At 68.0% G+C, this 19,518-nt stretch carries 13 protein-coding genes; 8 read left to right on the top strand and 5 right to left on the bottom strand.

Annotated elements, in window-relative coordinates; genetic code table 11:
* Positions 1-56 precede the first annotated feature (56 nt).
* Entirely contained in the window at positions 57-1,328 is a 1,272-nt protein-coding gene (locus tag K0B96_RS17100; RefSeq protein ID WP_220162271.1) for a hypothetical protein, read from the top strand.
* A 63-nt stretch (positions 1,329-1,391) separates the two neighbouring features.
* On the opposite strand, the gene K0B96_RS17095 is transcribed toward K0B96_RS17100, so the two are convergent.
* The 3 genes from K0B96_RS17095 to K0B96_RS17085 all read right to left on the bottom strand — a co-directional run bounded on the left by K0B96_RS17095 (position 1,392) and on the right by K0B96_RS17085 (position 8,142).
* Complete coding sequence (locus K0B96_RS17095) at positions 1,392-2,804, bottom strand: MATE family efflux transporter (RefSeq protein ID WP_220162269.1); 1,413 nt, start codon at positions 2,802-2,804, stop codon at positions 1,392-1,394.
* Positions 2,805-2,857: 53 nt separating this feature from the next.
* Complete coding sequence (locus tag K0B96_RS17090) at positions 2,858-6,463, bottom strand: DEAD/DEAH box helicase (protein ID WP_220162267.1); 3,606 nt, start codon at positions 6,461-6,463, stop codon at positions 2,858-2,860.
* A gap of 152 nt (positions 6,464-6,615) precedes the next feature.
* The gene (locus K0B96_RS17085; RefSeq protein ID WP_220162265.1) at positions 6,616-8,142 is read right to left on the bottom strand and encodes a glycine--tRNA ligase; all 1,527 of its coding nucleotides are present in this window, start codon (positions 8,140-8,142) and stop codon (positions 6,616-6,618) included.
* A gap of 254 nt (positions 8,143-8,396) precedes the next feature.
* Between K0B96_RS17085 and K0B96_RS17080 the strand changes: the two genes are divergently transcribed.
* From K0B96_RS17080 to K0B96_RS17050, 7 genes are all read left to right on the top strand, one after another.
* Positions 8,397-9,893 carry a Do family serine endopeptidase gene (locus K0B96_RS17080; RefSeq protein WP_220162263.1) on the top strand — a complete coding sequence of 499 codons (1,497 nt, stop codon included), beginning with the start codon at positions 8,397-8,399 and terminating at the stop codon, positions 9,891-9,893.
* Between the two features lie 324 nt (positions 9,894-10,217).
* Positions 10,218-11,177, top strand: a complete 960-nt coding sequence (locus tag K0B96_RS17075) for an aldo/keto reductase (protein ID WP_220162261.1) — start codon at positions 10,218-10,220, stop codon at positions 11,175-11,177.
* Between the two features lie 59 nt (positions 11,178-11,236).
* Positions 11,237-12,175 (top strand): aldo/keto reductase, encoded by a 939-nt coding sequence (locus K0B96_RS17070; protein WP_220162259.1) that lies wholly within the window; start codon positions 11,237-11,239, stop codon positions 12,173-12,175.
* Between the two features lie 11 nt (positions 12,176-12,186).
* On the top strand, positions 12,187-13,203 hold the full coding sequence (locus K0B96_RS17065; RefSeq protein WP_220162257.1) for a zinc-binding alcohol dehydrogenase family protein: 1,017 nt from the start codon (positions 12,187-12,189) through the stop codon (positions 13,201-13,203).
* A gap of 74 nt (positions 13,204-13,277) precedes the next feature.
* A complete protein-coding gene (locus K0B96_RS17060) occupies positions 13,278-13,727 on the top strand; it encodes a hypothetical protein (protein ID WP_220162255.1) in 450 nt (149 codons plus the stop codon).
* Positions 13,728-13,737: 10 nt separating this feature from the next.
* On the top strand, positions 13,738-15,156 hold the full coding sequence (locus K0B96_RS17055; RefSeq protein ID WP_220162253.1) for an enolase-like domain-containing protein: 1,419 nt from the start codon (positions 13,738-13,740) through the stop codon (positions 15,154-15,156).
* Positions 15,157-15,257: 101 nt separating this feature from the next.
* Positions 15,258-15,722 (top strand): energy transducer TonB, encoded by a 465-nt coding sequence (locus tag K0B96_RS17050; RefSeq protein WP_220162251.1) that lies wholly within the window; start codon positions 15,258-15,260, stop codon positions 15,720-15,722.
* A 165-nt stretch (positions 15,723-15,887) separates the two neighbouring features.
* Here the strand turns inward: K0B96_RS17050 and K0B96_RS17045 are convergent, their stop codons facing one another.
* Positions 15,888-17,132, bottom strand: a complete 1,245-nt coding sequence (locus K0B96_RS17045; RefSeq protein ID WP_220162249.1) for an efflux RND transporter periplasmic adaptor subunit — start codon at positions 17,130-17,132, stop codon at positions 15,888-15,890.
* 17 nt (positions 17,133-17,149) lie between these two features.
* Positions 17,150-19,516 (bottom strand): FtsX-like permease family protein, encoded by a 2,367-nt coding sequence (locus tag K0B96_RS17040; protein ID WP_220162247.1) that lies wholly within the window; start codon positions 19,514-19,516, stop codon positions 17,150-17,152.
* Between the last annotated feature and the right edge of the window lie 2 nt (positions 19,517-19,518).

Raw genomic sequence — 19,518 nt, 5'->3', positions numbered from 1 at the left:
GCGGTTGCGTGCAACGAGCGGTTGCCACGGGCGGGGAAACTTCCACGCTCGCGGTCATGGCGTGGCGCATCGACGAGCAGGTGGTTCGCGGCGAGATCGACAACCGCGTGCGCGGACGCATGACCGGGCGGATTTGGTTTAACGGACGTGCGGAGCCGGTGGAGTTGGCGTTGCAGGGCAACGGCTGGCGCGACGTGGCGGGGCGGCGGCTGGCGTTCGTCAATCCTGCGCCGAAGCTGGATTTGCCGGCGAGTTTTGCCGCGCGGCAGGAGGGCGTGGTGGGCGATATCACGGCGTCGCGCAAGGTGCGGGTGCCGGACACTCCGCTCGATCAGCTTCACCTCTACTACAAGACCGGTCGCGAGATGCCGTGGCTCTGGGGAAATTCGCTGTATCTGGAGTGGTTTTCGCAGCGCAATGGCCGCGTGGTGATCGAGACGGCGGGGTTCGAGCTGACGGTGATCGGCGATCCGGCGTGGGAGATGACCGCCGCCGAGGAAGAGGCGCAGCGTCGCGCCAACGGCGAGGCGTTAATCGGCTTTATGGATCGTCTCGGCGAAGTCTTCACGGCGGCGGAGACAGGGGAGGCGGCCGACGCCACTGCGGCCGAGACGAACGCAGAATCGAGCGGTGCCGAAGAGGACGAGGGGGAATGGAGCGAGAAGCCTGAGACTGAAGCAGAGGCGGAAGCGCGACAGGCGCGGAGCGATTTGCTCGCCGATCGGATCGCCGCGCGGCTGGAGCGCGAAGGAGAAGACGCGGATTACGAGTCGATTCTCGAGGAGGAAATCGACCGGCTCCGGCGTGAGCGCGGCGAGCCGGACCCGACGCCGGAGCAACTTGCGGAAAACGCCGCGTGGATTGAAGAGGCGAACCGGGCGGCCGAGGAGGCGTTGGCGAATCCCGACCCGGAAGCGGCGGCCGAGCTGGACTTCCGGCACCCGCTGGTGGAGCGAGCGGCGGCATTGCACTCGGGCTTGTATCATCAGGCCAACGGCGAGAACTGGCTGCCCGAAAACGCCGGTCAGGAGCACCCGGTGAGGGAGTTGCTCGATGCCACGATGATGGCGGGCGCGAAGCTCGCGGGCGCGCTCAACAGCCGCGAGTGGCCGCCGCCGTTGGAGTGTTGCGCCGGGGCGATCGTACGGCTGAAGAAAGCGCGGGAGTATCTCGACGACGCGTTGCGGGCGGCGGAATCGTGCCAGGAGGAAAAGCTGCTCACGTCGCGGCACCTCGGTCCGGTCGTGGTGGAACTCGCCGACCTGGCGCAAGAGACGGACGATTTCATCGCGGAGCTCCGTGCGAAGCTGGCGCGGGAAACGGATTGAGGGTGCCGCGCGGCGCCGCGGAAGAGTCGATCGGTCAGCGCCGCGGTTTGACCAGCGTTTGCGTCAGACTTTTTGGCGCTTCCAATGGCCGCGGCGGAAGAGCAGCCAAGTGGTCAGGGCGAGGGCGGAAAAGGAGACCGGGACGGCGATGAAGACGCCGAGCGGGCCGAGGCCGAGGGGCCGGGCGAGAATCCAGGCCAACGGAACCTGGCCGAGCCAGAAGAAGAAGAAATTGAGGCGGGTGGGTGTCCACGTGTCGCCGGCGCCGTTGAAGGCGGCTTCGAAACACATGCCGGCGGCGTAGAAGGGGAAGCCGAGGCTGACGATCCAGAGCGCGCGGGTGGCGTAGCGCAGGACGTCCGGATCGGTCGTGAAGAGGCGGGCGATAAAACTGGCGGCCAGAACGAAGAGGAGGCCCGTGGCGCCGAGGAAAATCATGTTGAAACGCGCGGCCAGGCGGACGGCGGCTTCGGCGCGATCGGGCTTTTGGGCGCCGAGGTTCTGGCCGACGAGGGTGGCGCCGGCGTTGGCGAGGCCCCACGCGGGCATGAGTGCGAAGATCACGACGCGGATGGCGATCGTGTAGCCGGCCAGGGCGGACGAGCCGAAGTAGGCGAGAATCTTGAACAGCCCGATCCAACTGGTGGTGTTGATGAGGAGCTGCGCGATGCCGTTGCGGGCGGTGCCGAGGATGGTGCGGAGGAGTTTCGCGTCGGGGCGAAAGTGCGCGAGGTGCAGGCGGAGACGGCCGTGCGTGCCGGTGAGGTGCCAGAGCTGGTAGAGGACGCCGAGGGCGCGGCCGCAGTTGGTGGCGACAGCAGCGCCGGCGAGGCCGAGTTCGGGAAACGGGCCCCAGCCGAAGATGAAGCAGGGGTCGAGAATCAGGTTGAGGCCGTTGGCGAGCCAGAGCGTGCGCATGGCGAGGACGGGATCGCCGACGCCGCGGAAGATGGCGTTGATAACGAAGATCAGGAAGACAGTGACGTTGCCGCCGAGCATGATGCGAGCGAAGGAGCCACCGATGGCGGTCGTCGGCGCATCCGCACCCATCAGGCCGAGGATGTGGGGCGCGGCGAACGCGAGAGCGAGGCCGATGGCGCCGGCGCAGGCGAGGGCGAGAAGGATGATCTGGCCGGCGGCGCGGGCTGCTTCGGCGGGAGCTTTCTCACCGATGCGGCGCGCGACGATGGCCGTGGCGGCGATGGAGATGCCGATCGCGAGCGCGTAGATCAGCGACATGACCGATTCGGTAAGGCCGACGGCCGCGATGGCCCGGGCGCCGAGGTGGGAGACCCAGAAGATGTCCACGACCGCGAAGAGTGATTCCATCACCATCTCGAGGACCATCGGCACGGCGAGGAGGATGACCGCGCGCTGCAGGGGCGCGGCGGTGTAGTCGTGGTGTTCGCCGCGAAACGACTGGAGGATGGTGCGAAAAACGCCCGTCGGCTCGGCGGCGGAGTCAGGTGCGGACATGCGCGGGAAAAATCCGGGTTGGGTCGGGGCCGCGAGCGTAAAACCGCCGTGGGTCAGGCGAGGACTTGGCGGAGCGTGTCGAGGTCGAGAACGCTTGCGAGCGACTCTTCCTGGACGACCGCAGAGGCGAGGGCGGCTTTGTCGCGTTGGAGGAGGCGGATCTTTTGCTCCACGGTGTCCTCGGCGAGAAGGCGGTAGGCGACGACGGGTTGCGTCTGCCCGATGCGGTGGGTGCGGTCGATGGCCTGCGCTTCCGCGGCGGGATTCCACCACGGATCGTAGAGGAACGCGTAGCTCGCGGCGGTGAGGTTGAGGCCGAAGCCGGCGGCTTTGAGCGAGAGGAGAAAAACCGTTTTGGTTTTGTCGGTCTGAAACGTCTCGACCAACGCGCCGCGATCTTCGGTGGCGCCGGTGAGCATCAAGTGGTTGATGCCGACGCGGTCGAGCGAATCGCGGATGATCTCCAGCATGCCGACGAACTGGCTGAACACGAGGACCTGGTGACCTTCGTCGCGGAGCTCTTCGAGGTGTTCGACGAGGGTGTCGAGTTTTGCGCTCGGCAGATCGCGATGCGCCGGATCGACGAGTCCGGGGTGGCAGCAAATCTGGCGCAGGCGGAGGAGGCTGGAGAGGACGTTGAAGCGCACGCGCGAGAGGGCCTGGTCGGTTTCGACGCCGAGGAGGTGGGCGCGGGCGCGTTTGAGTTCGGCGTCGTAGAGGCGGCGTTGTCCGCCCTCGAGTTCGACGATGAGATCGTCCTCGGTGCGCGGCGGCAGATCGGGCGCAGCCTGGGCTTTGGTGCGGCGGAGGAGAAAATGCCGCACGCGCCGGTGGAGGCGGGAGAGCGCAGCGGAGTCGGCTTGATCGTGCTGGCGGCGAAACGCGGACTGCGTGCCGAGCAAGCCGGGCTGCGCAAACGCGAACAAACTCCAGAGATCGGTGAGCCGGTTTTCGATCGGCGTGCCCGTGAGGACGAGGCGGTGGCGGCTGGGGAGCGCCCGCGCGGCGCTGGCGACCTGGCTGCCGGGATTTTTGATGAACTGGCCTTCGTCGAGGACGACGACATCCCAGTTTTGCGTGCGGAACCAGCCGGCGTGGAGGCGGAGTTGCGTGTAGTTGGCGACGGTGAGCTGGGCGTGCGCGGAGGTGAGTTGTTCGCCGAGGCGGTTGGGGTTGAGCGGGGTCGCGTGGAGCGCGGGGGCGAAGCGGGCGGTCTCGGCGAGCCAGCCGTGAACGACGCTTTTCGGACACACGACGAGCGCGCGCAACGGAGCGTCGGCGGTGGTCTTCGCCGCGGCGAGATGGAGCAGCCACGCGAGCGTCTGCACGGTTTTGCCCAAGCCCATGTCGTCGGCGAGCACGCCGCCGAGGCCGAGCGCGGAAAGGTGGCAGAGGAAATGGAAACCTTCCGCCTGATACGGGCGGAGCGTGGCCTTCAGGCCCGCGGGCAAGGCGGGCGTCGGGGTGCTGGTGAGGGCGTGCACGCGCTCGCGGAGGGCGTGCGCGAGGCGGGCGTCGCGGGCTTCAAGCGCGTCGGCTTCGGCGGCGAGTTGCAAGGCGTGCACGCGATGCACCGACGGGCGGCCTTCGTGGAGCACATCGACCGGATCGAGCCCGAGGCGGTCGAGGGCGGCGGTCGCGGATTCGTCGGCGATGACCTCGAGGCGTTGCCAGCCGCGGCGGGGAAGGTTGACCCATTTGCCGCGGGCTTTGAGGAGCAACGCGATTTCCTCGGGTGTGAGCTGCGTGTCCTGCACGCGCAGTTTGGTGGTGACGTTGAACCAGTCGCGGCCGGCGGATTCGGGCGCGGGGGCGGCGGAGAAATCAATGTGTGCGCGCAGCGGCGGCCCGAGCAGGGTGGCGAGCCCGGGGGAAGTTTCGACGGCGACGCCGGGCGGCAATGTGGCGTGCCAGGCGATGAACTCCTCGGGAAACGCCTTCGTCGTGGGGCGCGCCCAGTCGTTTTCCCACGCATGCCATTCGAGTTGGAAATCGGCGAGGCGCGGCGTGAGCGCCTGGGCGGCGGCGAGATCGAATTCGAGAAACGGGTCGTTGGGGCGGCGCGCCGGCGGCGTGCCTTGCGCGGTCCATTGCCAGCCGGTGCGCGTCCATTGCTGTTCCAGCGACGAGTGTGGGTCGCGCGCGAAAAGCTGCGCGTGAAAATCCATCGCGTCCTCGTCGCCGGGCGAAGCGGCGAGCCAGCAGCGCAGGTGTGGAAGCAGGACGGTGCGCCGGACGTTTTCTTCGAGTTCGGGCGGCAGCCGCAGGCCGACGGCGCGGAGGCGGGACATCAATTTCGGATGGCCGAGGGCGGATTTGGGCAGGGCGGATTCCGGCGTGGGTGGCGGACCGTGCCAGACGCGTTGATCGAAAAAGTAGAGAGGAGTCGGGCGCACCGTGAGCAGCACGGCCCGCGCAGCGTCGCGGCCATCGGGTGTGACGAGGCGGAGGTCGAGGCGGTCGGAGGAGCCGGGTGAGACGCGGGCCTCGAGGGCGAGCGCTGCGGGTTCGATGAGCAGAGGCCGGCCGTCCGGGAGCACAATGGCGTCGCGCGCGGCGCGGGTGCGAAAGAGGTGGCCGGCGACGGGAGCAGGCAGCGGGCGGCGGGCGCCAGGAATTTCGAAACCGGCGCGGCATTCGGCGGCGAGGGCGAGGCCGAGCGCGGCTTCGGGCGGGGTGAGGCGTTCGAAATCGACGGGGCGGGCGGTGCCGATGGTTTCGAACCAGGCGCGGCCGGGCGGCCGCCACGCGGCGCTGCTGCCGCTGCGCATTTCAATCACGAGACCACCGCTGGGGTGAATGCGCGCGCGCAAACCGGAGATATCAACGAGGGCGGGATGCGTTTCCGTCGCAGGCGGCTCGGTGGCGAGGGCGCGTTGCCAGGCGGCGAGTTCGTTTTGCGCGAGGCGTTCGCTGACGGCGGGGCCGATGGCGGCGGTGTTGGTGAGCGGGCGGAAGACCTCGGGAATTTCGCGGCCGGCGCGTTCGTAGTCGTAAGCGATGTATTGCCAGAGGGCCCACGGGTCGGCGGGGCCGGTGTTGGCGTCCCACCAACCGGCGAACGCGGGTTTATAAAGCGGCGCGCCGGGCGGGGGCGTGTAGTCGAAGCCGTGGCGCAGGAGTGCGCCGGGGTAGAGCGTGCCGTTGGCTTGAGTAAACTCGTCGAAGAGCGCGGCGAGTTCGTCGAGCTGCGTGGCTTCAGAGGCGCTGAGCGCGCGGCCGAGCTGGCTTGCGATGATGGGCGACCAGTGTTGGCGAAACGAGAGCGAGGGTGGCGGCGGCGCTTCGCGGGGCGGGGCGTCGCGGGAAAGCTGCGTGGGATCAGCGCCGTCGATCGCGCCGCTGTGCACGTGGGCGAGCCACGCGAGGGCGGCGGCGGCGGCGTGTTTGCATTCGGCGCCGACGGGGCAGGAGCAGGAGGAGGTCCACGCGCCGCGGGTGAAGAAGAGGGTGGTCGTGTAGCGGTTTTCGCCCTGGACGGAGGCTTCGACGTAGTGATCGGCGGGGGCGCGGAGGGAGCGGACGCGGCCGTCGTTGAAATACACGGTGCCGCGCGCGCGGGCGTGCTCCGGCAACTCGGCGAGCCAAGCGCGCAGCGTCTTCAGCGCCTCGGGAGTGCGGACGGCGCGGACAGCAGGCGAACGGAACTTGGCACACATGGAAAAATGAAAGGGACAGCGTAGCGTAGGCTCAGCCCTGACGCCAGCGCGCGAATGCGATCAGCCGATGCGGCCGGCGGGGCGGGCGCAGGAAGGGCGCGACGCCCGCGGCGGGCCGCGGGCGTCGCGTGGTGACGTGCGAGGAGTGCAGGTTAGTAAACCTGCTCCTCGAGCAAGGCGAAGAGGTCGGCTTCCTGGATGCGCTTTTGCGTCATCGAATCGCGTTCGCGCAGGGTGAAGCTGCCGTCTTTTTCAATCGTATCGAAGTCGATGGTCACGCACCACGGCGTGCCGATTTCGTCCTGGCGACGATAACGGCGGCCGATGGCGCCGCCTTCGTCGTAGAACGCGGCGTAGCGGCGCTTGAGTTTGGTGTAGAGTTCCTTCGCGCGGCCGACGAGCGCTTCCTTGTTTTTGAGGAGCGGGAGGACGGCGACTTTGACCGGGGCGATGCGCGGGCTGAGGCGCAGGACGGTGCGTTTCTCGACGTTGCCCTTGTCATCCTTCACGTCCTCTTCCGCGTAGGCGGCGCAGAGGACGGCGAGGAAGATGCGGTCGGTGCCGACGGCGGGCTCGATGACGTGCGGCACGAATTTCTTTTTCGTGGCTTCGTCGAAAATTTCCTGCGGCTTGCCGGAGGCGTTGGCGTGTTGGGTGAGATCGTAGTTGCCGCGGGCGGCGATGCCCCAGAGCTCCTGCACGCCGAACGGGTATTTGAACATGATGTCCACCGTGCCGCGGGAGTAGAACGAGAGTTTCTCCTTCGGGTGGGTGTAGAGCGAGAGGTGCGAATCGGGGAGGCCGATGGAGAGGAGCCAGTCGCGGCACCACGCGATCCATTCCTGGTGGCAGGTGGCCCAATCGGCGTCTTCGTGGATGAAGTATTCCATCTCCATCTGCTCGAACTCGCGGGAGCGGAAGATGAAGTTGCGCGGGGTGATTTCGTTGCGGAAGGACTTGCCGATTTGGGCGATGCCGAAGGGGAGTTTCACGCGGCCGGTGTCGACGACGTTCTTGAAGTCGACGAACATGCCCTGAGCGGTTTCGGGGCGCAGGTAGGCGACGGACGAGGCGTCGGTCATGGCGCCGACGTTCGTCTGAAACATCATGTTGAAGGAGCGCGGCGCGGTGAGGCTGCCGGGCTCGCCGGTGGCGGGCGAGGGGATGAGGGCGATCTCGTCGGGCGCGGCCTCGGTCATGTCTTTCGCGACGACGGCGGCGAGCTGGCCCTGGATGGCTTTCTTGCGCTTGAGGGTTTCCGCGGCGGCCTGGAGTTCGCCGGCGGTGTTTTCGGATTCGAGCGCGGAAACGTAGCCGACGGTGGCGCCATCGACGATGACGGCGGCGAAAAAGAGTTGGTCGGCGCGGTAGCGTTGCTTGCTCGTCTTGCAGTCGACGAGCGGGTCGGTGAAGCCGGCGACGTGGCCGGAGGCTTCCCAGACCTTCGGATGCATGATGATGGAGGTCTCGATGCCGACGACGTCGTCGCGGCGGCGGACCATGTCGTTCCACCAGCAGTCGCGGATGTTCTTCTTCAACTCGACGCCGAGCGGGCCGTAGTCGAAGAAGCCGTTGAATCCGCCGTAGATTTCGGACGACTGAAAGATGAAACCGCGGCGTTTGCAGAGCGCGACGAGGGTTTCCATGGAGACGTCGGTGGAGGCGGAAGTTTCGGACATAGCCCGTCAGAGATGGCGGGGGCGGGAGGTGCGGTCAATTCCCACGTGCGCGGCGCCGCCGGGCGGGCGAAGGCGTTGCGCGGCAAACGTTCTCGGCGCACGGCGGCAGCGCGGCGGCGCAACTCGACGGAACCCGTGCGGGCCGGATGCAGTCTTGGCCATTCTGGCACTGGCGGAAACCGCGAAGCTGGGGGATATTAGCATCCCTCGCGCCTCCGACGGCGGGCGGTGGTGGAAGAAATCATTTTTTACTCATGAAAACGCGAAATTCCCTCAATCGAATCCTGCTGGTGGCGAGCCTCGCCATCGCAGGCGGCGCCGGGCTGGCGTATTGCGCGGGCGACAAGCCCGCCGAACGCGCACCCCTTAAACTGCAGGTCGATGCGAAATCGATCGACCGCTCTGACGCTCGCGCGAGCTACGCGCCCATTGTGAAGCGCGCGTCGCCGAGCGTGGTTTCCGTGTTCTCTTCCAAGAAGGTGCGCGCGAATCAAAATCTCGCGCCGTTTCTCAACGACCCGATGTTCCGGCGCTTCTTCGGGGTGCCCGACGACCGCGGCGGCCGGGGCGGACCCGGTCCGCGCGATTCGATCGAGAACAGCCTCGGCTCCGGCGTCATCCTGTCGAAGGACGGCTACATTGTGACGAACAACCACGTCATCGACGGCGCGGATGAAGTGAAGATCGCCATCGGCGATCCGCGGCAGGAATACAAGGCGACGGTCGTGGGCCGCGATCCGAAGACGGATGTCGCGGTCTTGAAGGTCGACGCCAAGGATCTTTCTCCGGCGACGTTGGGCGACAGCGATCAACTGCAGGTCGGCGACGTGGTGCTCGCGATCGGCAATCCCTTTGGCCTCACCTCGACGGTGACGACCGGCATCGTGAGCGCGCTCGGGCGCGGCGGCCTCGGCATCGAGACCTACGAAGACTTCATTCAGACCGATGCGGCGATCAATCCCGGCAACTCCGGCGGCGCGCTGCTGGACTCGCAAGGCCGCGTGATCGGCTTGAACACCGCCATCCTCAGCCGCACGGGCGGCTCCAACGGCGTGGGCTTTGCGATTCCGATCAACCTCGTGCGCTCCGTCGTCGAGCAACTCGTGAGCACGGGCCGCGTTGACCGCGGGTTCATGGGCGTGAGCACGCAAAACCTCTCGTCGGATCTGGCGGCGCAATTTGGCGTCGATCGCGGCGCGCTGGTGACGGATGTGACGCCCGACAGCCCGGCGCAGAAGGCGGGTTTGAAGAGCGGCGACATTATTACGAAGGTCAACGACACCGCGGTGAACGATCCGCGCATGCTGCAATTGGCCATCACGCGGATGCCTCCGGGCACTGAGGTGACGATCGCGTATCTGCGCGACGGCAAGACGGCGACGGTGAAGATGAAGCTCGCGAAACTCCCATCGCAATCGCTCAACGGCGATCGCGCGACGGGTGGCAGCGGCAGCGATGAAGGCGTGCTGAACGGCGTGACGGTGGGCGAGTTGGACGCGCAGGCGCGTTCGCAGCTCAACATCCCGCGCAACGTCGAAGGTGCGCTCATCACGAACGTCGATCCGGACAGTGCTTCGGCGATGGCGGGTCTGCAGGAGGGCGACGTGATTCTGAGCCTCGACCGCAAGCCGGTGAAAAACGCCGAGGAAGCGGTGAAGCTCAGCGAGGAAATCAAGGGCCCGAAAGTCGTCGTGCGCCTGTGGCGCGACGGCAACAGCCGCTACATCGTCGTCGACGAAAGCGAAAAGTAGAGCCTCCGACGCGCGAATGATACGCGCGTCGCAACCCCTTCAACGCCGCGACTCCGAAGGGAGCGCGGCGTTTTTGTTTTGGCGCCAGCGGAATCGAAGACGGTGGGCCGCGTTGGCTGAACGCACGGTCGTGTGCGGTTTGGCGGGGCGCTTCGGCCGCACGTGGAGGAGGTGCGCGGCGTGGCTGCGCGTTTCGGCCGCACGTGGAGAGGCGCGCGGTCTGGCGGGGGAAAGGGACAACGCGTTTTCTTCGGCGCGGAGTTGCCGAGGTGCGGGGAGATTTTCGTCACGACAACGGCGGCGACACGCGCCACGGTGCGGAGAATGGTCGATCCGACATTTCGGTTTTCTCGTCCTGCGTGTCAGGCGACACTTGCGCCGTCCACGCGATTGGTGGAGCTGGGGCTGGGCGGGGCGCGATTGGCGTTGGGACTGGCGGGGTTGGGCGGCGCGTGGGGGGCGGTGGACGAGGGCGAAGCGCGGGAGACGTTGCGCGCGGCGCTGGCGGCGGGCGTGACGGTGTTCGACGTGGCGCCGGCTTACGGACGCGGCGAGGAGTTGCTGGGCGCGGCGTTGGCGACGTGGCGCGGACAGCGTCCGATCATCAGCACGAAGGTCGGGCGCATCGCGGCGAGCGGCGCGTTGGAACTGGCGTTCGACTTTTCGCCGGCGGGAATGCGGACGTCGGTGGAACGCAGCCTCGCGGCGCTGGGCGTTGAGCGGATCGATCTGCTTTTTCTGCATGAACCGGATCATGTGCCGCGCGAGGAGCGCCCGCGGGTTGCGGCCACGCTGCGGCAGTTGCGGGCGGACGGGCTCGCGCGGCGGATCGGCCTCGCGGGCGGCGACGGTGCGGCGTGGGACGGCCTGTTGGAGGGCGAAGGCGTTGACGTGGTGATGTTGTTTCGGCGGCTCGATGCCTGCGTGCTCGATGGGGCGCGCGAGGAGGTGCCGAGGTTGCGGCGCGCTGGCGTGGCCACGTATGGCGCGAGCCCGCTGCACATGGGTTTGTTGGGCGGGCGATTTGAGGAGTTCATTCAGGAACGTCCGCACTGGGTGTGGCCTGCGGCGCTGGCGCGCGCGGAGCGATTGAAGGTGCTGGCGGAGGCAACCGGGCTGGCGCTGCCGACCCTCGCGCATCGTTTCGCCTTCAGCCTCGCGGGGCTCGATCGGGTCGTGATCGGTGCGCGCAACGTGCGCGAGTTGCAGGCGGCGTTGACGGATTTCGCGGCCGGGCCGTTGCCGGAGGATTTGTTTCAACGGGTCGTGGCGGCTACGGGCTGAACGCGGCAGCGGACTCCGGCGTTGCGCGGCGGCGGGGAAGGCGCACGGTGGTGATTCTCATGCGCACACGACCCCTAGGTCGCACGGGTTTGGCGGTCTCCACGATCGGCTTCGGCGGTTCGCCGATCGGCAGCGTGTTTCGCCCGGTGTCGCAGACGGAGGCGGAAGCGGCGGTGCGGACGGCGCTCGACGCGGGAATAAATTATTTCGACACGTCGCCCTATTACGGCGCGACGGCGGCGGAGACGGCGTTGGGCCGGGCGTTGCGCGGCGTGCCGCGGGAATGCTATGTGCTGGCGACGAAGGCGGGGCGATACGGAGGGCCGGCGACGTTCGATTTCAGCGCGGCGCGGGTGACGGCGGGCGTGGACGAAAGCCTGGCGCGGCTCGGTTGCGGGCACATCGACCTGTTGCAGGTGCACGATCTGGAATTTGGCGCGCGCGACCAAATCGTGGAGGAGACGTTGCCGGCGCTGCAGCGGCTGCGCGAAGCGGGGAAGATCCGTGGCATCGGCATCACGGGGCTGCCACTCACGGCGTTGCGGGCGGTGTGGGAACGGGCGCGCGACCACATCGACGCGGTGCTGAGCTATTGTCACCTGACGTTGAGCGACGACACGTTTCTGCCTTGGGCGCGGGAGTTGCGAGCGGCTGGTGTCGGCGTGATCAACGCGGCGCCGCTTGCGATGGGATTGCTCACGAACGCGGGCCCGCCCGCGTGGCATCCGGCCCCGGAGCCGGTGCGGACGGCGGCGGCGAGTGCGGCGGAATGGTGCCGCGCGCGGGGCGTGGACATGGCGGATCTGGCGTTGAGCGATGCCTTGGCGCGCGACGATGTGGATTGCACGGTGATCGGTTTCGCGAGTGCGGCGGAAGTGACGCGCGCGGTGGCGGCCCTGACGCGCGAGCCGGACCCGGCGTTGTCGCGCGCAGTGAAAGCGATGTTCGACCCGGTGCGCAACGTCACCTGGCCGAGCGGGCGGGCGGAAAACAATTGAGGGAGCGCGGCATGCAATCGCTGTTATTGGAAAAACCCGGGCAGCTCCGCGTGGTGGAGCGGGCGCGTGCCGCGGCGCCAGGAGCGGAGGACGTGCGGGTGCGCGTGCGCTGCAGCGGCGTGTGCGGGACGGATCTGCATGCGTTTGCGGGGCGCCAGCCGCTCTTCACGTATCCGCGGGTGCCGGGCCACGAACTGGCGGTGGAGGTGGTGGAGCTGGGCGCGGCCGTGACGACGTTGCGCGTGGGCGACCGCGGGGCGGTGGAACCGTATTTGGAATGCGGAGAATGCGGGGCGTGCCGGCGCGGCCGCACGAATTGTTGTGCAGCGCTGACCGTGCTGGGCGTGCACGTCGACGGCGGCTGGACGGAGGAACTCGTGGTGCCGGCGCGGAAGGTGCACGTTTCGTCGCGGCTGACGCTGGAGCAACTCGCGTTGGTGGAACCGCTCGGCATCGGCGCGCACGCGGTGGCGCGCGGGGCGGTGGAAAAGGATGAAGGCGTGGTCGTGGTCGGCGCCGGGCCCATCGGACTCGCGGTCACGCAGTTTGCCAAAGCCGCGGGTGCGCGGGTGACGGTGCTGGATGTGAGTGCAGCGCGCCGGGCGTTTGTCGGGCAATGGCTCGGGGTGGCGACGCTGGATGCGGCGGACCTGTCGACAGCGGACGCGTTGCGCGAGCGGTTGGGCGGCGAATTGCCGACCGTCGTATTCGATGCAACCGGCAACGCGGCGGCGATGCAGCAGAGCTTTGCGTGGCCGGCGGCGGCGGGGCGGCTGGTGCTGGTCGGGCTGGTGCAGGGCGAGCTCGCGTTCGACGATCCGGCGTTTCACCGGCGCGAGTTGAGTGTGCTCGCCAGTCGCAACAGCACGGCCGCGGACTTTCGCGGTATCATTGCGATGATCGAGGCGGGGAGGATCGACACGCAGGCATGGGTGACGCATCGCGCCGCGCTGGCGGAAGTGCCGGAGGTGTTTGCGCGTTGGACGCGGCCGGAGACCGGGGTGATCAAGGCGATGATCGCGTTGTGAGGCGGCGGAGGTGCGCGCGCGGGAAGATGTGATTGGGGATTGCGCGGGTGGGGAACTGCCGAAACGGTGCGACGATGAAGGTCTCGTTTACAGCGAAGGAATACGAGCGGTTGCTCGAGCTCATGTGGCTCGGGATGCAAGTGGCGGGAGGAGGCGAGGAGGACGACGCGCCGCCGGCGCGCTACGCGGAGCTGGAGCAAAAGATGTATGAGCTGGCGACTCCGCTGGGTTGTGCGCGCAGTGTGGCGGACGGGGGCGACGGCGCGCTCGTGGCATCGGAGGAGTTGGAGGAAGGTCCCGCGCGGCAGAAGCTGGAGGACTTTCTCGACGACGTGTTCTGGCAGGAGTTGGTGCATCGTCTCGCGGAGCGCGATCTGCTGGCGGAGCTGGGCGCGACGAAGCTGGCGGAGGAATTTTCCGAGGACGAACACGAGCGGTTGAGTGCGCTCGAGGACCGCTACTGGCGGGAGTTCGAGGAGCACGGCATCGATCACCTCGTGTTGTTGCGCGGCGGGCGCGGTTGAGGAGGCCGCGATGATCACGCTGAGCAAGGCACGACTGGCGGAGCAACCGTTGCGCGCGCGCATGCCGTTTCGCTACGGCATCGCGACCATGACGGAGGTGACGCATGTCATCCTCGAACTGACTTTCACGATCGACGGGAAGGAGTGGCTCGGACTGGCGGCCGACCATCTGCCGCCGAAATGGTTTACGAAGGATCCCCGGCGCGCGCTCGACGAGGAAGTGAGCGAAATGCGGCGCGTGATCGTCGCCGCGGTGACGCACGCGCGGACGGTGGCGGCCCCGACGCCGTTTCAATTCTGGCGCGAACTCTACGCGCGGCAGGCGGCGTGGGGCTCGGCGGAAAACATCCCGCCACTGCTCGCGCAGTTCGGCGCGACGCTCGTGGAGCGCGCGTTGATCGATGCGTTTTGCCGGGCGGGCGGGTTGAATTTCGCCGCGGCGGTGCGCACGAACGCGCTGGGTGTGGACTTGGGCGCGGTGCATCCCTCGCTCGCGGGCAGCGCGCCGGGCGACTGGCTGCCGGCGGCGCCGCGCACGCGGGTGTTTGCGCGGCACACGGTGGGATTGAGCGATCCGCTCGAAGCGGACGAATTGCCGGCGGCGGAGCGCGCGCACGATGGGCTGCCGCAAACGCTGGAGGAGTGCGTGCGTTTTTACGGGCTGCGGCACTTCAAACTGAAGATCAACGGCGAGGCGGCGCGCGATCGTGCGCGGCTGGCGAAGATGGCGCGAATTTTCGCGCGCGAGTGCGGCGGCGATTTCGCGTTCTCGCTCGACGGCAACGAGAGCTTTCACGAGGTGGCCGCGTTTGCCGACTATGCGCGCGGGTTGATGGCGGACGAGGCGCTTGCGTCGCTCTGGCCGAAGTTGCTGTTCATCGAACAGCCGTGGCATCGCGATGTGGCGTTGAGCGATGCGATCGGCGAACTCACGCGCGCGTGGCCGGAGCGGCCGCCGATCATTATCGACGAATCGGATGCAGAGATCGGGAGCCTGCCGCGCGCCCTGGCGCTGGGTTACGCGGGCACGAGCCACAAGAATTGCAAAGGCGTTTTCAAGGGCATTGCCAACGCGTGCCTGCTCGCGCAACGTCGCAAGCGGGGTGAGCCGGGGATGTTGAGCGGAGAAGATTTGTCGAACGTGGGGCCCGTCGCATTGCTGCAGGATCTCGCGGTGCAGACGGTGCTCGGCGTCGAGAGCGTGGAGCGCAACGGGCACCACTACTTTGCGGGGCTCGCGCAATTTCCCGCGGCGGTGCAGGCGCACATTCGGGCGCATCACAGCGATCTCTATACGCAGACTGAAGGAGGCTGGCCGCGCGTCGATGTGCGCGAGGGACAAATCGAACTCGGATCCGTGCTCGCCGCGCCGTTTGGGTGCGCGCCGGGCATGGATTTGAGCAGCCTGAAAACGACGGCGCTCGAGTAGCGCGGGCGACAAGGCGGCGCTCTACGGCAGCAGAGCATGGAGCGGGGCTGCGCGCGGGCGCTGTCCCTTGACCCGCAGCGTGCGCCGCGCTTTATCGCGCCATGCACCCGCGCACATGGATGGTTACCGGAGTCACTGCGGCGGTGTTGTTTTTAGGCGGATGCGCCGCGGAGCCGACGCGGCCGGTGGCGACGCGTGTCACTGCAGCGAACGCGCCGGCGGGCGAATTTCCGCACGCGGACATGCCGCCGGTGGTGGTCAAGGCGGTCGCGCCTTACTATCCGCTGGCGCAGAAAAACTTTGGGTTAAGCGGCGAAGTGATCGTGGCGTTCGTCGTTGAAGCCGACGGCAGCCTCAGCGATGTGCATGCGGTCCATCCGCCCGGCGCGAAACTCACGGCGACCGATACGATGTTCGCGGAGGCCGCGGTGGAATGCGTCAAAAAATGGAAATTCCGACCCGCGCAAGCCGGCGGACATCCGGTGCGGGCGAAGTTGCGGGTGCCCATCCAATTCAAAATCGATTGGAAGGAAGGGCCGGCCCAACAACTGCGACGGGACCCGTAACCGCCGCGCGGCGCGACGCGCAAGAATGGCCAGGCTGTGCGCGCACACATCCGGGTGCCGAGAGGATTTCGGCCCGAGTGAGCGAGCGACGGGTGGCGGTGGCTCAAGCAGCCGCGCGGCGGAGCGCACGGCTCACCCATCGGCTGCGTGCGGTGTGATTCCTCCTCAGGGCGCGACTTGCAGTTCGGTGATGCGCACGCCGTCGGCGATTTTGTCGCCGGGATAGACGATAACCTTTTCGCCTGCTTTCAGGCCGGAGAGGATTTCAGTTTCAAGGCCGTTCGAATGGCCGGGCGTGATGGCGCGCAGCCGGGCGCGATGGCCGTCGGCCACGAAGGTCTGCCAGGCGGTGCCGCGTTGGAATAGGGCGCCGGAGGGCACGCGCAGGACGTCGGTGCCGGACCAGGTGACGATGCGCGCTTCGACGCGATAGGCGTCGCCCAGCGTGGCGCGTTTTTCCACGGGATCGGTGAAATCAACGATGACGTAGACGCGTTGCTCTTCCACGCCGAGGGCGGAGATTTTGGTGAACGCGGACGGCTCGACGAGGCGCACGCGGCCGTTGAGCGGCGCGGCGCCGCCCCAGCGGTCCAGCGCGACTTGCGCGCCGGGCTGGATCGCGACGCCATCGCGCGAGAGAACTTCGATGCGGGCTTCGAGATCGGTGGGATCGCCGACTTCAAGCAGCGGGAGGCCGGCGGGCACGACGCGTTCGCTTTCCTGCAGGACGCGCAACACGCGGCCGTTGACGGGAGAGGTGAGCACCAAGGGTGGCGGCGACGAGGCGGGGTCGGTCGCGGGCTGGCCGCGATCGAGGACGGCGCGGGCCTGCGCGAGTTCGTAGTCGGCGACTTTGAGGCCGAATTCGGCGGCGCGTTGATCGGCCGCGGCGGTGGTGTCGTGGAGGGTGGCGGTGTCGAGTTCCTGCTGCGAGAGCGAGCGTTGCGCGAAGAGGCGTTGGGCGCGGGTGAAGTCGGTGTGCGCGAGGCGGGCGGCGGCCGTGGCGCGGGCGAGTTGCGCGGCGGCTTGTTCGCGGGCGGCTTGCATGGCTTGCGTGCGGGCTTCGGCCTGCGCGAGGGAGCGGGCGTCGAGAAAATCGGCGGCGTTGGTTTCGAGGACCGCGAGCACGGTTTGGCCGGCGATGACGGGCGCGCCGGCTTTCCATGCGATCCGGCGCAGGTGGCCGGCGACGGGGCTGGAGATGACGTAGCGGTTTTTCACGCGGGTCATGCCCACTTCGTTGACGGTGACGGTGAGGGGGCCGCGGGCGGCGGGGGCGAGTTCGACGGGGAGGGCGGCGGGCCACAGGCCGGCGACGATGAGCGCGAGCAGCACGGCGGCGGCGAGCCACGGGAGGTGACGCGAGCGTCGGCGCGGGCGGGCGGGCGAAGTAGCGGGAGCGGTTTCCATGAACAGCGGGGAAGGGTTTAGTCGCGGGCCTTGAGGACGCCAACCAGATCGAGTTGACCGAGGCGGCGGGTGGCGAAGAGCGCGGAGAGGGCGGTGGCGACGACGATGACGAGCACCGCGAAGGCGTAGTTGAACGGCGTGAGAATGACGGGCAGGCGCACGAACTCCGTGTTCACGGTGGCGATGATGACGGCGGCGAAACCGGAGCCGAGCAACAGGCCGACGGGCACGGCGACCGCGGTGAGGATCACGAGTTCGCCGACCAGCACCGCACCCACTTCGGCGCGGGTGAAACCGACGACGCGCAGCGTGGCGAGTTCGCGCTGGCGCTCGGAGAGGGAGATGCGCGCGCTGTTATAGACGATGCCAAACGCCACGATGGTGGCGAAGGTGAGGTAGAGTTTTTGGATGAGGCCGATGCTTTGCGCGGTGGTGTCGCGGAAGCTGTCGCGAATGGCGGATTTGACGACGGTGTTGGCGATCTGTGGCGCCTTTTTCAACGCGGCGAGGAACGCGGGCCATTGCGCGCCCTCGACGGAGAGATAGGCGCCGGTGATGCGGTCGCCGTCGCCGAGCAGGCGGTTGAGTCCGTCGAGTTGGAGGAACGCGGCGGTGCCGGCGAAGTCCTGCGAGAGGGCGGCGACGGGGAGGGCGAACGTGCGGCGGCGGCCTTCGAGGACCTGCACCGTGAGCAGATCGCCGGGGCGCACGCCAAGGACTTCGGCGAGCTTGGCCGAGAGCACAAGGGCGTGCGCGGGCAGGACGATCTCCTCGTCGCGGGCATTGAGCACGCGGTTGAGCGTGGCGTGCACGGGATAACCGAGGAGGCCGAGGCGGCGGTGGAGGTTGCCCGCGCGCAGTTCGACGGCGGCGGCGCGGACGGGCTCGGCGAGGATCACTCCGGGCAGGTTGCGCAAGTCGGCGAGAGCCTGCGGCGGGCCGGGCTCGATGAGGGAAACGTAAACGGTCTGCCGCTGCACAAGGTCCCACTGGTAATCGAGCACGTAGTTGATCCCATCGCGCAGCGCGCTCGGCACGATGAGAATGCCGGTGGCGAGCGCGAGCGCGACCGCGGTGAGGAGCGAGCGCACGGGGCGGCGTTCGATGTTGCGCAGGGCCATGCGAAACGAGGCGCTGAAGCGGCGGCCGAAACCAAGCCGTTCGATGACGGCGGGGCGAAAGCGGGCGGGTGGTTCCGGGCGCATGGCCTCGGCGGGCGGGAGGCGCACGGCGCGGCGGACGGCGCCGGCGACGCCGACAAACGCGGCGAGCGCGCTGACGGCGACGGCGGCGAGGAGCACGCTTTTCGCGAGGTGGAATTCGAGCTGCGGAAAGCGGAAGAACAAATGATACATGTCCACGAGCAGGTGGCCGAGCCCGATGCCCGCGGCGGTGCCGATCAGCGTGCCGACCGCGACGATCGCGACGGCGAACTTGAGATAATGCCAGGCGATGGCGCGGTTGTAGAAACCGCAGGCTTTGAGCATCGCGATCTGTTCGCGTTGCAACGTGATCTGCCGGCCCATGACGGCGTTGGTCATGAACGCGGCGACGCCCAGGAACACGAGGGGGAAGCCAATGGAGAGACCTTGGAGGATGCGGATCTCGTCGCGCAACCGGGTGTGGGAAGGATGGGTGTCGCGACCGTAGGCACCGCGGCCGCCGTAGGGCTGGAGGATGCGGTCGACGGCGGCGATCACGGCCTCGGCGCGGGCGCCGGGCGCGAGGGAAACGACGACGTTATTGAAGGCGTCGTAGAGGTTGCTGGCGGTGGCGAGTTCCTTGTAGGGGAGCCAGAACACGCCGTAGGTGCGATGGTCGGGGAGCGCGGCACCGGGTGGCGCTTCGAAGACGAATTCGGGCGCGAGCACGATCCCGGCGATGCGAAACGTCTGCTGGCGGCCGTAGAGCACGGCGGTGATGTGATCACCGGGATTGAGGCCGTGCGCCTCGGCGAACGCCTCGCCCACGAGCACCTCGCCCGTCGTGCCGCGACCGGCGAGCATGTGCCCGCGGCGGAGATACAGGCGGTTGAGGCGGAGTTCGCCGCGCTCCGGCAACGATTGAAACAAGCCGGTCGCGGGCTGCGCCATGTCGGGCAGGTCGAGCGTGGCTTGCAGGGCGATGCCGGTTTGGGCGACGGAGACGCCGGGGATCGCGGCGAGCTCGGCGGCGACGGAGTTGGGGGCGCGTTTGAGCGCGGCGAAAATATCGCCGAAGCGGTAGTCGCGGTAGTAGGCATCGCGCGTGCTCGCCAGCGAGAGGATGAGGCTGCGCGTCATGATCATCATGGCGAGGCCGCACGCCATCACGAGGGCGACGGCGAAGGCCTGTGATTTCAACGCCGCGAGATCGCGCAGGAGTTTGCGGTCGAGCGCGCGCATGG

This window comes from Horticoccus luteus (genome assembly GCF_019464535.1).
GTDB lineage: Bacteria > Verrucomicrobiota > Verrucomicrobiia > Opitutales > Opitutaceae > Horticoccus > Horticoccus luteus.
The sequence above is the reverse complement of the archived record's forward strand: the minus strand, read 5'-3'. Positions and strand labels throughout refer to the sequence as shown.

What these genes read in the sequence shown, in the direction of transcription:
- K0B96_RS17100 (WP_220162271.1), top strand. Translation starts at nt 57, where the DNA reads ATGGCGTGGCGCATCGACGAGCAGGTGGTTCGCGGCGAGATCGACAAC.
- K0B96_RS17095 (WP_220162269.1), bottom strand. Translation starts at nt 2,804, where the DNA reads ATGTCCGCACCTGACTCCGCCGCCGAGCCGACGGGCGTTTTTCGCACC.
- K0B96_RS17090 (WP_220162267.1), bottom strand. Translation starts at nt 6,463, where the DNA reads ATGTGTGCCAAGTTCCGTTCGCCTGCTGTCCGCGCCGTCCGCACTCCC.
- K0B96_RS17085 (WP_220162265.1), bottom strand. Translation starts at nt 8,142, where the DNA reads ATGTCCGAAACTTCCGCCTCCACCGACGTCTCCATGGAAACCCTCGTC.
- K0B96_RS17080 (WP_220162263.1), top strand. Translation starts at nt 8,397, where the DNA reads ATGAAAACGCGAAATTCCCTCAATCGAATCCTGCTGGTGGCGAGCCTC.
- K0B96_RS17075 (WP_220162261.1), top strand. Translation starts at nt 10,218, where the DNA reads ATGGTCGATCCGACATTTCGGTTTTCTCGTCCTGCGTGTCAGGCGACA.
- K0B96_RS17070 (WP_220162259.1), top strand. Translation starts at nt 11,237, where the DNA reads ATGCGCACACGACCCCTAGGTCGCACGGGTTTGGCGGTCTCCACGATC.
- K0B96_RS17065 (WP_220162257.1), top strand. Translation starts at nt 12,187, where the DNA reads ATGCAATCGCTGTTATTGGAAAAACCCGGGCAGCTCCGCGTGGTGGAG.
- K0B96_RS17060 (WP_220162255.1), top strand. Translation starts at nt 13,278, where the DNA reads ATGAAGGTCTCGTTTACAGCGAAGGAATACGAGCGGTTGCTCGAGCTC.
- K0B96_RS17055 (WP_220162253.1), top strand. Translation starts at nt 13,738, where the DNA reads ATGATCACGCTGAGCAAGGCACGACTGGCGGAGCAACCGTTGCGCGCG.
- K0B96_RS17050 (WP_220162251.1), top strand. Translation starts at nt 15,258, where the DNA reads ATGCACCCGCGCACATGGATGGTTACCGGAGTCACTGCGGCGGTGTTG.
- K0B96_RS17045 (WP_220162249.1), bottom strand. Translation starts at nt 17,132, where the DNA reads ATGGAAACCGCTCCCGCTACTTCGCCCGCCCGCCCGCGCCGACGCTCG.
- K0B96_RS17040 (WP_220162247.1), bottom strand. Translation starts at nt 19,516, where the DNA reads ATGCGCGCGCTCGACCGCAAACTCCTGCGCGATCTCGCGGCGTTGAAA.